Consider the following 12,753-nt stretch of genomic DNA (forward strand, 5'->3'; position numbering starts at 1 on the left):
AACTGATCTCGGGAAATTTGGTACACTTGCAGGGCGCCGGCCATTTCGCGGCGGCGCCTTGCCTGTTCCGAAGGCCTGTTGGCACGTTCGATATGCAGTGTGGAAATAACGCCGGGCGCGGGGCCGGGTTCCGGCAAAATGGCCCGGTCGTGACGTTTCAATTCATGGGTGAAAAGAGCGCCGATCAATCGCCTTTTTTGGCCTTCGGAGGCTCGGCTGCCGGGGCGAGCCGCGGGTTGAACACCTCGGCCAGCTTCTGCCAGCTGGACTCATTAGGCGCGGCAAGCAGGTAGCCGGTGTCGATGCCGGCGTTGTAGTCGCGCCCGTCGAGCATACGCACCACGCCGCCCGCGCGCTGGACGATCAGCACGCCCGCCGCGTGGTCCCACGGGTTAAGCGCGGCCGAGAGCAGGAAATCGGCACGGCCCTGCGCCAGCATCCGGTATTCGTGGCACGAGCAGCGCAGCGAGCCGATGCGGCCGAACCGTGGCATGAGCGGGGCAAGCTGTTCCTGCACGGCGCGATCCATCAGGTAATAGTGCATGTAGCCGTAAAGGCTGTCGATATCGCCGCCTTGCGAGGCCAAGACGGGGCGGGCGCGGCCGGTGGCGCGGGTCATTTCGGCGGGGCCGTCCTCTTCGGCGGCGATGAAATCGTCCATGACCGGATCGTAGAGCAGGCCGTAGACCGGCTTGCCGAACCGGGTGACCGAGACGATGACGCCGAACATGGCCAGGCCGTTGACGAAGTTCCACGTGCCGTCGACCGGATCGAGGATGAAGGCCAGTTCGGCCTCGGCCAGCTTGCCGCGCAGCGACGGGTCGGCAGCGGCGGCTTCCTCGCCCACGATCAGGGCGTGGGGGAACATCTTTTGCAGGCCGCGCGAGAGCATCGCTTCGGCTGCGTGGTCGGCCTCGGTCACCAGGTCCTCGGGGCCGGCTTTGGTGGTGATCTCGGCAGCGGCGAGGTTGCGGAAGCGGGGCATGATCTCGGCCTTCGCTGCGCGGCGGACGAGGTTGACGAGCGCGGCCTTCTGCGCGTTGGTCAGCGGCGAGGAAACGGGGATGGGCAGGGTTTCCGTCATGGGCACTCCTTGAACGACTCGGTGGGGCGAGGGGGTGCGGGATGAGTGCCATCCCGGTCGCCGGACCGCAACCGGATCGGGACGCGCGATGGGCGGTTATTCGCGGCTGCGCAGAACCTGGGCGGGACGGGCGGAAATGGGGCCGAGGGCGAAAGCCAGGCCCGCCAGAAGGCTGATCAGCGCGCCGCCCGCGACGATGCCGAGGGCGGGTGGCCATGCCACGGCGAAGGACGTTTCCATGACGTAGTGACTGACCGCCCACGCGCCTGCGATGCCGGCGCCAAGCGCGACGCTGCCGGCCGCGGCCCCAGCAGGGCGGCGCGCAGGGAGAGACCCCACAGGATGCGTGCGCGGCTGGCGCCCAGGACCTTGAGGATCGCGGCTTCGTAGCTGCGGGCGCGGGCGTCGGCGGCGGCGGCGCCGATCAGGACCATGAACCCCGTCAGCAGTGTGGCGGCGGCGCCCCAGGCGGTGGCCGAGGCGAGACTGCCCAGAAGGTCGCTGACCCGCGAGACGGCGTCGCGCACCGAGATGGCGGTGATGTTGGGGAATTGGCGCGAGAGGTCGCGGAGGATGGCGGTTTCCGACTCGGCGTCGGAGTAGACCGTGGCGATATAGCTGTGGGGGGCGTTCACCAGGGCGGCCTCGTTCAGGATCATGATGAAGCCCATGCCGGCGGTGGAAAAATCGACCTCGCGGAAAGAGGTGATTTCAGCCGTCAGGTCGCGGCCCAAGATGTTGAGGGTGATTTCGTCGCCGAGTTCCAGGCCCATTTCCTCGGCTTCCTCGGCGGCGAAGCTGACTTGGGGCGGGCCATCGTAATCCTCCGCCCACCAGTCGCCGGCGGTGAGCGTGCTGCGCTCGGGCAGGGCGGCGGCATAGCTGACACCGCGGTCGCCTTGAAGGACCCAGTGATCGCCGGCGACCTGGGCTGCGGGCTGGCCGTTTATTTCGCTGATGATGCCGCGCAGCATGGGGGCGGCGTCGACGCGGGTGACGCCTTCGTCGCTGTCGAGCCGGGCCGAGAAGCCGGACATCTGGTCGCGCTGGATGTCGACGAAAAAGAAGCTGGGCGCGCGGGTGGGCAGGTCGCGGGTGATGGCGTCGCGCAGGTTGCGGTCGACCTGACCGACGGCGGCGAGCACGCTGAGGCCAAGGCCGAGTGATAGAACCACGGCGCTGGCGGTGCTGCGCGGCCCGCCTATGGCGCCGAGCGCCCAGCCGAGCGCGGTGCGGCCCCGGGCCAGAGGGCGCATGCGCCGGGCAGCGGCGCGCAGGGCGAGACCGGCGAGGGCCAGCACCACGAGGGCACCGGCGATGGAGCCTGCCGTCCAGTAGGTGAGGGTTGAATTGCCCGAGAACCACGCGGCGACCCAGACGAGGGCCGCGACGAGCGCGGCGGTGGTCAGGATGAACCCCGCGCCGGGGAGGGTGCCGGAGGTGTCGGCGTCGCGGTAGAGCGCTGCGGGGCGGATGTCGCGCGCCTGGGCCAGCGGCCAGAGGGTGAAGATGAGGATGCTGAGGGCGCTGTAGATCGCGGCTTCGGCCATCGGCCCCGGGTAGGGGGCGAAGACGGCAGGCACGGGCAGTTGCGCAGTGATGATGGGCGACAGGAGCACGGGCAGCCCGACGCCGAGGGCGAGGCCGACGGTGATGCCAAGGACGCCTAGAACGGCGACCTGCATCAGGTAGGTCAGGAAGATCGTGCGTTGATCTGCACCGAGACTGCGCAGGATGGCGATAACCTGGGTTTTTCCCGACAGGTAGGCGCGCAGGGCGGCGGAGATGCCGACGCCGCCGACTGCGAGGCCTGAGAGGCCGACGAGGATCAGGAACGCGCCGAGGCGCTCGACGAATTCGGCCACGCCCGGCGCGCCGTTGCGGGCGTCGGACCAGCGCATTCCGCTGCCTTCGAGGGCTTGCTCGGCGTCCCCGTGCGTGGCGTCGAGATCGGTGCCGGGGGGCAGGTCGAGGCGGTAATGCGAGGAGAAAAGCGTGCCGGGTTCAAGCAATCCCGCGCCGTCGAGCGCGCTGCGCAACACGATGGTGCGGGGGCCGAGGCCGAAGCCGCCGGTGCGGCTGTCGGGTTCGCGCTCGATCAGGGCGCGCAGGGTGAAGGATTTGGACCCCAGCGTGACGGTGTCGCCGGGGGCTGCGCCGAGGCGGTCGGCCAAGGTGGGGTGCATGACGAGGCCGTTGTCTGCCAGCGCCTCGTCCAGGGGGATATCGGGGGAGAGTTCCACTGTGCCGACAAGAGGATAGGCGCTGTCGACGGCTTTCACTTGCGTCAGGCTGCGTTCCTCGCCCATGACGGCCATGGAGCGGAAATCGGCGATCTCGGAGACCTGCGTGGCGGTGTCTTCCATCCACGCGCGCTCCGCCTCGTTGGCGAACCGGTAGGTCAGCTCGATCTCGGCATCGCCGCCCAGCAGGGTTGCACCCTCCTGTGCGAGGCCTTCTGTGATGCTTTCGCGGACGGTGCCGACGGCGGCGATGGCCGCAACGCCGAGGATCACGCAGGCCAGGAAGATGCGGAAGCCGTGCAGCCCGCCGCGCAGTTCGCGGGCGGCAAGGCGTGCGGCGAGGCGGAGTTTCATGCCGTGCGGGCCTTGATGGGCTGTCGTTCGGTGAGGTGGCCGTCGCTGAGTTCGGCCACGCGGGCGCAGCGGTCGGCAAGGCCGGGATCGTGGGTGACGAGAACCAGCGTGGCACCGTGGCGTTCCTGAAGCCCGAAAAGCAAATCGATGATGGCGGTGCCGGTCGTGCTGTCGAGGTTGCCGGTGGGCTCGTCCGCCAGCAGGATATCGGGGCGCGGGGCGGCGGCGCGGGCGAGTGCGACGCGCTGTTGCTCGCCGCCCGAAAGCTGTGAGGGATAGTGGTTCAGGCGCTTGCCCAGGCCCACGGTGGTCAGTTCCTCCTCGGCGCGGGCGAAGGCGTCGGGGTTACCGGCCAGTTCGAGGGGGTGGCGACGTTTTCCAGCGCGGTCATGGTGGGGATAAGGTGGAAGGACTGGAACACCACGCCGATATGGTCGCGGCGCAGGCGGGCGAGCGCATCCTCGGACATCGTGGTGAGGTCGTGGCCCAAAGCCTTGACCGTGCCGCCGGTGGCGCGTTCCAGCCCGCCCATCAGCATCAGCAGCGAAGATTTGCCGGAGCCCGACGGCCCCACCAGCCCCAGCGTGTCGCCGCGGTGGACATCGAGGCTGATCGCCTCAAGTATCTCGACGGGGCCGGCATTGCCTTGCAGCGATAGCGCCGCCTCGCGCAGCGATAACACGGGGTCTGTCATGGGGTTCTGCCTGTTCGTTTTTAGTCGTTTCACATATGGGGTCCGGGCCTTGGCGGGCAAGGTCGCGGCGCTTGTTTTCATTGGTTTACCGGCCTTTGGTGAAGAGCCGGTGACGATCCTCGCCTTGGGCGACAGCTTGACGCAGGGCTATGGTCTGGCACAGGAAAACGGGTTCGTGCCGCAGTTGGAGGGCTGGTTGCAGGAGAACGATGTTGCGGCAGAGGTGATCAATGCCGGGGTCTCCGGCGACACCACGGCAGGCGGTGCGTCAAGGGTGGAGTGGAGCCTGACACCCGAGGTTGACGCGATGATCGTGGCGCTGGGAGGCAACGACATGCTGCGCGGGCTGGACCCGGGCGCGGCGCGGGCGAACCTGAGAACGATTCTGGAGGTGGCCGAGGGGCAAGACCTGCCGGTGCTACTGGTGGGGATGCAGGCGCCGGCCAATTTCGGGCCGGATTACAAGGCGGCCTTCGATGCGATGTATCCCGAGCTGTCCGAGGAGTTCGGAGCGCTGTATTTCGAGAGCTTTTTCAAAGGGTTGGGTGAAGGCGATCCATCCGAATTGCAGGGCTATTTCCAGTCGGACGGGATTCATCCCAACGCCGACGGAGTCGGCCGGATCGTGGAGGCCCTAGGGCCGGCGGTGGCCGAATTGGCGGAACGGGCGGAGTGAAGCCAAGCGGCTTTGATCCCTGGCCGGATCCCAGTCTGCACCGGAGGAAGAGGTCCCGGGTCGAGCCCGGGACGGGAGTTTGGAGGCGGGGCGGCCCGTAGATTGCGCAAAAGTCTGCGCTCTTGTGGTGCGCCGTTTTTACAGAACCGTGACCACGGTTCCCAGCGGCACGCGCTCGTAGAGGTCGATCACGTGCTCGTTGATCATGCGGATGCATCCGTTGGAGACCGAGCGGCCGATCGAGCGGGGCGCGTTGGTGCCGTGGATGCGGAAATAGGTGTCGCGGCCATTCTGGAACAGGTACAGGGCGCGCGCGCCCAGCGGGTTGCCCTTGCCGCCCGGCTGGACATAGTCGTTGCCCTTGAATTTGGCGTAGGTCTTGGGCTCGCGCTCGATCATTTCCTGCGTCGGTCGCCATGTCGGCCATTTCTTCTTGACGTCGATGGTTGCGCGGCCGGTGAACTCCAGCCCGGCCTTGCCGACGCCCACACCGTAGCGGCGGGCACGGCCCTGCTCGGTGATCAGGTAAAGGAAATGCGCCTTGGGCAGGATCAGCATCTGTCCGGGCGCATAGCGGGCCGAGATGTTCACGTCCTGAGGCATGTATTTCTGGTCGAGCTGGAATGTCTGGGCGGCGGCAGGCAGTGCGGGCACGGTGGCGACCGCGGCAGCTGTGGCCACGAATTGGCGGCGATTCATCATGATTTTCTTCCCTCGAAACGGCGGCAGTTGGGTATGGCGATATTCCGCCACATGAGCATTTAGAAATCAAAAACAAGTGAATGGGAGAAGGGCAAGCGATTCCATGACCGTCAAGCCTCAGTTTCCGGACGCTGCGGCAGAGAGGTAACGCAGGGCCGCGCGGGGCAGGCGCAAAACAGTGCGGCGAAGAAGGGCGGGATACTCCATCTCGCCCGAGAGCAGGTGCATGTAGTCGCGCTTGAGCGTCGTGGACGTGGCGAAGGTGCGGGCGAAGAAGGGCTGCAGGCGCGCCGAGAAAATCAGCGGGCGCAGTAGCCGGGCTTGGGCGATAGAGCGGCGGATCGGTTTGGTCGCGCTCGTGTAGAGCGGTAGGGCGCGGCGGGTATCTCCCTGATCCAGCGCGATTTTGGCGGCCTCGGCCGCCAGGGCTCCGGAGTGGATGGCATAGCCGATGCCCTCGCCGGTGATCGGGTCGACCAGGCCGGCGGCGTCACCCGCGAGCAGGACATTGCCCTTGCCGGGGATGGGCCTTGGGGCGCCGAAGGGCAGGAAATGGCCTTTGACCTTGGCGGTCTTTCCGGTTCCCAGCTTGTCGAGATAGGTGGCGAGGTGCAATTTCATGTCGGGGTTTTTAGCGTGCAGGCCGCCCAAGCCTATGGTCGTGCTGGATTTTTTCGGGAAAGACCAGCCGTATCCCCAGTCGGCGGCGGCAAAGTCGATGCGGATGGGCGTGGCCTCGGTCGGGGCTTGCGAGGGGCCTTCGACCTCTAGGGCGAAACCGATGGTGTCTTGGGAAAAAGGCTTGCCGAACAATGCTTTGGCGGTCGGGCTTTGAACGCCGTCGGCGGCGATGAGCAGTCGGTAGGTGAGGGGTTCGCCCTCGGCCAGATCAATGGTATTTGCTTTGAAATCAATGGCTTCGATGCGATGGCCGGTGAAGTCGGCGGCGCCGGCGGCAAGGGCCTGTTTCAGCAGGTGGTGATCGAAGTCCCAGCGCATGGTCAGGTGCAGGGGGGGACGTCCTGGAGATTTCCAAGAGATTGATCTTTCAGGTAGAATTCGAAATTTCGCCGGGTCTCGAAAAGGTCAGTGGTGATCTGCATGCCGAAAATGTCGGCCAGGTGCGCCGCACAGCGGCCTGTCACAAGTCCGCCGCAGAGTTTTTGGCGTGGAAACAATGCCTTGTCGACCAACGCCACGCTGAGACCCAGGGTGCGGGCCTGCATGGCGGCGGCTGTTCCGGCAGGGCCGGCGCCGAGGATGACAAGGTCGAAATCGGGCATCTTGAAAAGGGGAGATAGAGCATCCCGAGGGGCGCGAAAAGACGTGTCGGTATCGCGTCGGTATCCGGGTGGCAGCGCGTCGGTGCGGTGGGGTCAGGTTTTGGTAAGGGGCGCGGGCGAGGATGCAGGCTCGCCACAGAGGAGCCCGACATGCCCACCAAGACCGAACGCGCCGCCCGCGCCAGCCTGATGCACAGCCTGATCTATCTGCAGCAGGAAAGCTGGATCCCCGACACGATCGCCGAGGAGATTCCGGAGGCGTGGCACACGCTGGAGATGGACGTGCCGGTGGAGGAGCCGAAGGAGAAGGTGACGCTGTATCTGGACCGGTCGGTGGCGAAGTTCTACCGGGCGATGGGGAAGGGGTACCAGGCGCGGATCAACCGGCTGCTGGCGACGTATATGCAGATGCATCTGGCGAAGGAGGTTCGGTTGGAGGAGGTTTTGCGGGAGCGGGTTGGGGGTGAGAGACGCCCTCAACCATTCATTAACCAAACTTGCGGCATGGTGGCGCCATGTCGCATTATCTTCGCCCCCGCGTTTCCGGTGCCACGGTATTCTTTTCCGTCAACCTGGCGGAACGCGGCGGTCATCTTCTCGTGGATGAAATCGAACGGTTGCGCGCTGCCGTGCGGCAGACACGGGCCGAGCGACCTTTCCATATCGACGCCTGGGTCGTGTTGCCGGATCACCTGCATGCGATCTGGACCTTGCCGGAGGGTGATGCGGATTTCTCGACCCGGTGGGGGGCGATCAAGGCCCGGTTCACGCGCAGTTTGCGGGATGGGTGTAGGGTGGGGTTCCACCCCACCCTGGCGCAGGAGGCGGGACACGCGGTGGGGTGGAACCCCACCCTACACAGGTCGGCGAGCAAACGACGCAAGGGTGATGCGGGGATATGGCAGCGGCGGTTCTGGGAGCATCATGTGCGGGGTGAGGCAGACTATGCGGCGCTGATGCGGTATTGCTGGATGAACCCGGTGAAGCATGGGTTCGTGGCGGAGCCGGAGGATTGGGCGTATTCGTCGGTGCATCGGGACAGGGCGGACGGGCGGTATGCGCGGGGATGTATGGGGGTGGGGTGAAACCCCACCCTACAGGTATTTGCAGGACGTAGGGCGGGGTTTCACCCCGCCTTGTGTCATCCTCGGGCTTGGCTCGAGGATCTCGGGGTCCGGAGGTCCCGGATCAAGTCCGGGACGGCGGGGGGACAGGTCAGTTCCCGGCAGGTCGACGCGGTGCGCACGCATTTCCTGCGGAAACGCTTTCGCGCACGGGTGACATCTGGCTTTCAGCCAGATGTCACCTCGCAAATTTCTTGTGCTTGATCCGCTTGGGTTCCAGGGCGTCGGGGCCGAGGCGGCGCTTCTTGTCTTCCTCGTAATCCTCGAAGTTGCCTTCGAACCATTCCACGTGGGCCTCGCCCTCGAAGGCGAGAATATGCGTGCAGATGCGGTCGAGGAAGAAACGGTCGTGGCTGATGACCACGGCGCAGCCGGCGAAATCGACCAGCGCGTCTTCCAGCGCGCGGAGGGTTTCGACATCGAGGTCGTTGGTGGGCTCGTCGAGCAGCAGGACGTTGCCGCCTTCCTTGAGCAGCCTTGCCATGTGGACGCGGTTACGTTCGCCGCCTGACAGCAGCGAGACTTTCTTTTGCTGGTCGCCGCCCTTGAAGTTGAAGGACGAGCAGTAGGCGCGGGAGTTCACTTGCGCGTCGCCCAGCTGGATGATCTCGGCGCCGCCGGTGATGGCCTCCCAGACGGTTTCCCCATCCTTGAGGTCGTCGCGGGACTGGTCGACATAAGACAATTCGACCGTGTCACCATAGGTGATCTCGCCCTTGTCGGGCTGCTCCTGCCCGGTGAACATCTTGAAGAGCGTGGATTTGCCGGCGCCGTTTGGGCCGATCACGCCGACGATGCCGCCGGGGGGCAGCGAGAAGGTCAGATCCTCGATCAGGAGCTTGTCGCCCATCGCCTTTTGCAGGCCCTCGACCTCGATCACCTTGCCGCCGAGACGCGGGCCGTTGGGGATGACGATCTGGGCGCGGCCGACCTTTTCACGCTCGGACTGGTTGGCCAGCTCGTTGTAGCGTTCGATCCGGGCCTTCTGTTTCGACTGGCGGGCCTTCTGGCCCTGGCGCATCCATTCCAGCTCGCGTTCCAGCGTCTTCTGCTTGGACTTGTCCTCGCGCTTTTCCTGCTCCAGCCGCTTGGCCTTTTGTTCCAGCCACGCGGAATAGTTGCCCTCGTAGGGGATGCCGCGGCCGCGGTCGAGCTCGAGGATCCAGCCGGTGATGTCGTCGAGGAAATAGCGGTCGTGGGTGACGATCAGTATCGTGCCCTTGTAGTCGATGAGGTGCTGTTGCAGCCAGGCGATGGTTTCGGCGTCAAGGTGGTTGGTGGGTTCGTCGAGGAGCAGCATGTCGGGGGCTGCCAGGAGCAGTTTGCAGAGCGCGACGCGGCGTTTCTCACCGCCCGAGAGCGTGGTGACGTCGGCGTCGTCGGGCGGGCAGCGCAGCGCCTCCATCGAGACGTCGATCTGACTGTCGAGATCCCACAGGTTGTTGGAGTCGATCTCGTCCTGGAGGGCGGCCATCTCGTCGGCGGTCTCGTCGGAGTAGTTCATCGCCAGTTCGTTGAAGCGATCGAGCTTGGCCTTGTGAGCGGCCACCCCCAGCATGACGTTTTCGCGCACCGAGAGGTTGGGGTCGAGTTCGGGCTCCTGCGGCAGGTAGCCAACGCGTGCGCCCTCGGCGGACCAGGCCTCGCCGGTGTAATCGGTGTCGAGGCCGGCCATGATCTTCATCAGGGTGGATTTACCGGCGCCGTTGACGCCGACGACACCGATCTTCACGCCGGGCAGGAAGCTGAGATGGACGTTCTCGAAGCATTTCTTGCCGCCGGGGTAGGTCTTGGAGACGCCCTGCATGTGGTAGACGTATTGGTAGGCTGCCATTTTCCGTGCTCTTTTTCCTGAAGGGAATGCGTTGCGCGTCATGTAACCGCACCGCCCTGCGAATTCAAACGGTCAAAACGCGTCAGGTGGCGGGGCGCAGGCGGGCGACGGGCGCGGCGGGCTGCGCCGTGCCGAAACCGGCGGGCAGGGGCAGGTTGGCGGAGAGCCACGCGATCATGTCGTCGCAGGGCTGGGGATGGGCCAGCACGAAGCCCTGGATCGCGGGGCAGCGGGCGACGCGCAGGAGGCGAAGCTGCTCGGCGGTTTCGACCCCTTCGGCCGTGACATGGGTGCCCAGCTTGCGGCACAGTTCGATGATCGAGCGGACGATGGCGCGGTTGCGCGGATCGGTGGCGATGTTGGCGGTGAGCGAGCGGTCGAGCTTGATCTCGTCGACTTCGATCTCCGAGATGTGGGCCAGGCCGGCATAGCCGGTGCCGAAATCGTCGAGCGCCACGCGGGCGCCCATGCGTTTCAGGCGTTCGACCGCGGTGGCGATGGTGCGGCCGCCGCCCTGGAGGATGGTGGTCTCGGTGATCTCGACGCAGATCTGCGAGGGCGTGAGGCCGCGCGATTGCAGCGCCCAGTCCAGCAGGCCGGGATAGTTCACGTCGGTCAGCGCCTCGGCCGAGACGTTGAGGGCGATGGTCAGATCGTCGAAGCCCGCCGCGTGCAGGCGTGTGAGCGCGTCGAGCGACAGGTGCATCGACTGGTAGTCGAGATCGGCCAGCACGCCGGTGCGGCGGGCGGTCTCGAAGAACGCGCCGGGGGGCAGGAGGCCAAGCCGGGGGTGGTTCCAGCGCAGCAGCGTCTCGCAGCCGGTGATGCGGCCGCGGGCCAGGTCGAGCTGGGGCTGGAGGTGCACGGTCAATTGTCTTTCGGCGGTGGCGAGGCGCAGTTCGCGGGCCAGCCGGTTCTGCGCGATCTGCACGTGGCCCAGGGCCGGGGTGTAGAGCATGACCCGGCCCCGACCGCGGGTCTTGGCCTCGTAGAGCGCCTGATCGGCGTGATGGATGAGGGTTTCGCCGCTTTCGGCACCGTCTTGCGCGAGGCAGGCGCCGATCGACAGGCCCACGCGAATGGCCTGGTCGTTCCAGTTGAGCGGATCGTGGGCGGCGCCGAGCAGCAGTTCGGCGCGGGTCAGCAGGGCGTCCTCGGTCGTCATGCCGAGGCAGACCAGCACGAATTCGTCGCCGCCGATGCGGCAGGCGAGGTCCTGCGGGCCGCAGAAGCGGCGCAGGAGGTCGGCCACGTGAAGGAGAGCGGCGTCGCCGGCGGCGTGGCCGAGCGTGTCGTTGATCTCCTTGAACTTGTCGAGGTCGAGATGCAGCACGCCGACGCGACGGTCGGCCAGCGCGCGGCGCAGGATGTCGGACCCCATGTATTGCGAGAGGCGCTTGCGGTTGGCGAGCCCCGTCAGGGCGTCGTGATGGGCGGCGTGTTGCAGCCGCGCCTGGCCGCGGCGCAGGTCCTGTTCGGTTTCCACGGTTTCGGTCACGTCGCGGCAGGTGACGGCGACCTTGTGGCCCGTGGGCGTGGTCAGCAGGGTGAAGCTGTGCAGGTTCCAGAACGTCTCGCCGCCCACGCGCTTGTGCCGGGCGAGGTGGTCGCGACGGAAGATGCCGCTGTCGATGTCATAGCGGAAGGCGGCGATCTTGGCCGGATCGACCCGGGCGCCATCGGGCAGGACATGGCCCATCACCTTGATCCCGCGGACGGCGTCGAGGGTGACGCGGAACATCGCCTCGGCGGCGGGGTTCATCCATTCCAGGCGGCCCTCGATGTCCTGGATGATGACGGCGTCCCGGATCCCGTTGAGGAATTGCGGGCAATAGGGCAGGTCGGCAGCGGAGGGCGGTGGGCGCAACACGTCCGCATCCGTCCCCTGCGCCGCATGTGGGGAATGCGGGGTCGGCCTGTTGCCATCTTGTGCCACGCCCATGCCCTTGTTGTCTCTCACCTGGGAGGCGTCATGCCACAGGCGGCTTAACAAGCGGTGCCGGCGCAAGGGCTAAATCCCTAAAATTGCGCCGAATCCCGCGATGTGGCCCGGCGCTGAAAAGGCTGGACATCGCGCGGCATCCCGGCGATTTCAGGGAGCGCGGAGGGAAAGGACATGCGTGTGCGCTTGCCGATGACACGGCCCGGCATGGTGATCGGGCTGCTGGGGGGATCGTTCGATCCGCCCCATGCGGGCCATGTGCATATCAGCCGCGAGGCGCTGCGGCGCTTTGGCCTCGATCGGGTGTGGTGGCTGGTGAGCCCCGGCAACCCGCTGAAAGCGCGGGGCCCGCAGCCGCTGGAGCGGCGGATGGCGGCGTGCCGGGCGCTGGTGGATCATCCGCGCATCCAGGTCAGCGATTTCGAGGCGCAGGTCGGAACGCGCTTTACCGCCGAGACGCTGGTGGTGCTGCAAAAGATGCGGCCGCATGTGCAGTTCGTCTGGCTGATGGGCGCCGACAACCTGGCGCAGTTCGAGCACTGGCAGGACTGGCAGCGGATCATGGAGACGGTGCCGATCGGCGTTCTGGCCCGTCCCGGCCAGCGGATTTCGGCACGGATGTCGAAGCCGGCGCGGATCTATCGCACGGTGCGCATCCCGGCGCGGCAGTCGCGGGCGTTGCGCTTTGCCGACGCGCCGGCGTGGTGTTTCGTCAACGTGCCGATGAGTGCGCTGTCGTCGACGGCCCTGCGGGCACAGGGCGACTGGGGTGATATTTCGGAAAGTTGATCGGAGCGCCGCGGCAATGGCACCGACA

General features: G+C 66.3%; 9 protein-coding genes and 3 pseudogenes. 4 read left to right on the forward strand and 8 right to left on the reverse strand.

Going from position 1 to position 12,753, the window contains the following annotated elements; translation table 11 throughout:
- Positions 1-184: 184 nt before the first annotated feature.
- From ACSQ76_RS05610 to ACSQ76_RS05620, 3 genes and pseudogenes are all read right to left on the reverse strand, one after another.
- Positions 185-1,084, reverse strand: a complete 900-nt coding sequence (locus ACSQ76_RS05610; RefSeq protein ID WP_437155779.1) for an inositol monophosphatase family protein — start codon at positions 1,082-1,084, stop codon at positions 185-187.
- A gap of 96 nt (positions 1,085-1,180) precedes the next feature.
- Positions 1,181-3,681, reverse strand: a pseudogene (locus tag ACSQ76_RS05615) (ABC transporter permease).
- Positions 3,678-4,375: pseudogene (locus ACSQ76_RS05620) on the reverse strand (ABC transporter ATP-binding protein). The pseudogenes ACSQ76_RS05615 and ACSQ76_RS05620 overlap by 4 nt, the downstream one beginning before the upstream one ends.
- Here ACSQ76_RS05620 and ACSQ76_RS05625 point away from each other — a divergent pair.
- Positions 4,374-5,051: an arylesterase gene (locus ACSQ76_RS05625; RefSeq protein WP_437155780.1), complete on the forward strand. Its 678-nt coding sequence runs from the start codon at positions 4,374-4,376 to the stop codon at positions 5,049-5,051. The pseudogene ACSQ76_RS05620 and the gene ACSQ76_RS05625 overlap by 2 nt on opposite strands.
- 138 nt (positions 5,052-5,189) lie before the next feature.
- Here the strand turns inward: ACSQ76_RS05625 and ACSQ76_RS05630 are convergent, their stop codons facing one another.
- The 3 genes from ACSQ76_RS05630 to ACSQ76_RS05640 form a co-directional block, all read right to left on the reverse strand.
- The gene (locus ACSQ76_RS05630) at positions 5,190-5,753 is read right to left on the reverse strand and encodes a L,D-transpeptidase (protein ID WP_306128001.1); all 564 of its coding nucleotides are present in this window, start codon (positions 5,751-5,753) and stop codon (positions 5,190-5,192) included.
- Positions 5,754-5,870: 117 nt separating this feature from the next.
- Positions 5,871-6,752 carry a geranylgeranyl reductase family protein gene (locus ACSQ76_RS05635; protein ID WP_437155781.1) on the reverse strand — a complete coding sequence of 294 codons (882 nt, stop codon included), beginning with the start codon at positions 6,750-6,752 and terminating at the stop codon, positions 5,871-5,873.
- Positions 6,753-6,754: 2 nt separating this feature from the next.
- On the reverse strand, positions 6,755-7,036 hold the full coding sequence (locus ACSQ76_RS05640; RefSeq protein WP_437155782.1) for an FAD-dependent oxidoreductase: 282 nt from the start codon (positions 7,034-7,036) through the stop codon (positions 6,755-6,757).
- A gap of 189 nt (positions 7,037-7,225) precedes the next feature.
- Between ACSQ76_RS05640 and ACSQ76_RS05645 the strand changes: the two are divergent.
- Positions 7,226-7,429 (forward strand): annotated as a pseudogene (locus ACSQ76_RS05645) (BrnA antitoxin family protein); the annotation flags it as partial.
- Positions 7,430-7,551: 122 nt separating this feature from the next.
- Positions 7,552-8,121, forward strand: coding sequence for an REP-associated tyrosine transposase (locus ACSQ76_RS05650; protein WP_437155783.1), 570 nt, complete (start codon positions 7,552-7,554; stop codon positions 8,119-8,121).
- A 217-nt stretch (positions 8,122-8,338) separates the two neighbouring features.
- Here the strand turns inward: ACSQ76_RS05650 and ettA are convergent, their stop codons facing one another.
- Positions 8,339-9,994, reverse strand: coding sequence for an energy-dependent translational throttle protein EttA (gene ettA, locus ACSQ76_RS05655; RefSeq protein WP_437155784.1), 1,656 nt, complete (start codon positions 9,992-9,994; stop codon positions 8,339-8,341).
- An 82-nt stretch (positions 9,995-10,076) separates the two neighbouring features.
- Positions 10,077-11,954, reverse strand: a complete 1,878-nt coding sequence (locus ACSQ76_RS05660) for a putative bifunctional diguanylate cyclase/phosphodiesterase (protein WP_437155785.1) — start codon at positions 11,952-11,954, stop codon at positions 10,077-10,079.
- A gap of 156 nt (positions 11,955-12,110) precedes the next feature.
- Here ACSQ76_RS05660 and ACSQ76_RS05665 point away from each other — a divergent pair, with 156 nt between their 5' ends.
- On the forward strand, positions 12,111-12,725 hold the full coding sequence (locus ACSQ76_RS05665; RefSeq protein ID WP_437155786.1) for a nicotinate-nucleotide adenylyltransferase: 615 nt from the start codon (positions 12,111-12,113) through the stop codon (positions 12,723-12,725).
- Positions 12,726-12,753: the final 28 nt, after the last annotated feature.

This window comes from Roseovarius sp. B08 (genome assembly GCF_051417955.1).
GTDB lineage: Bacteria > Pseudomonadota > Alphaproteobacteria > Rhodobacterales > Rhodobacteraceae > Roseovarius.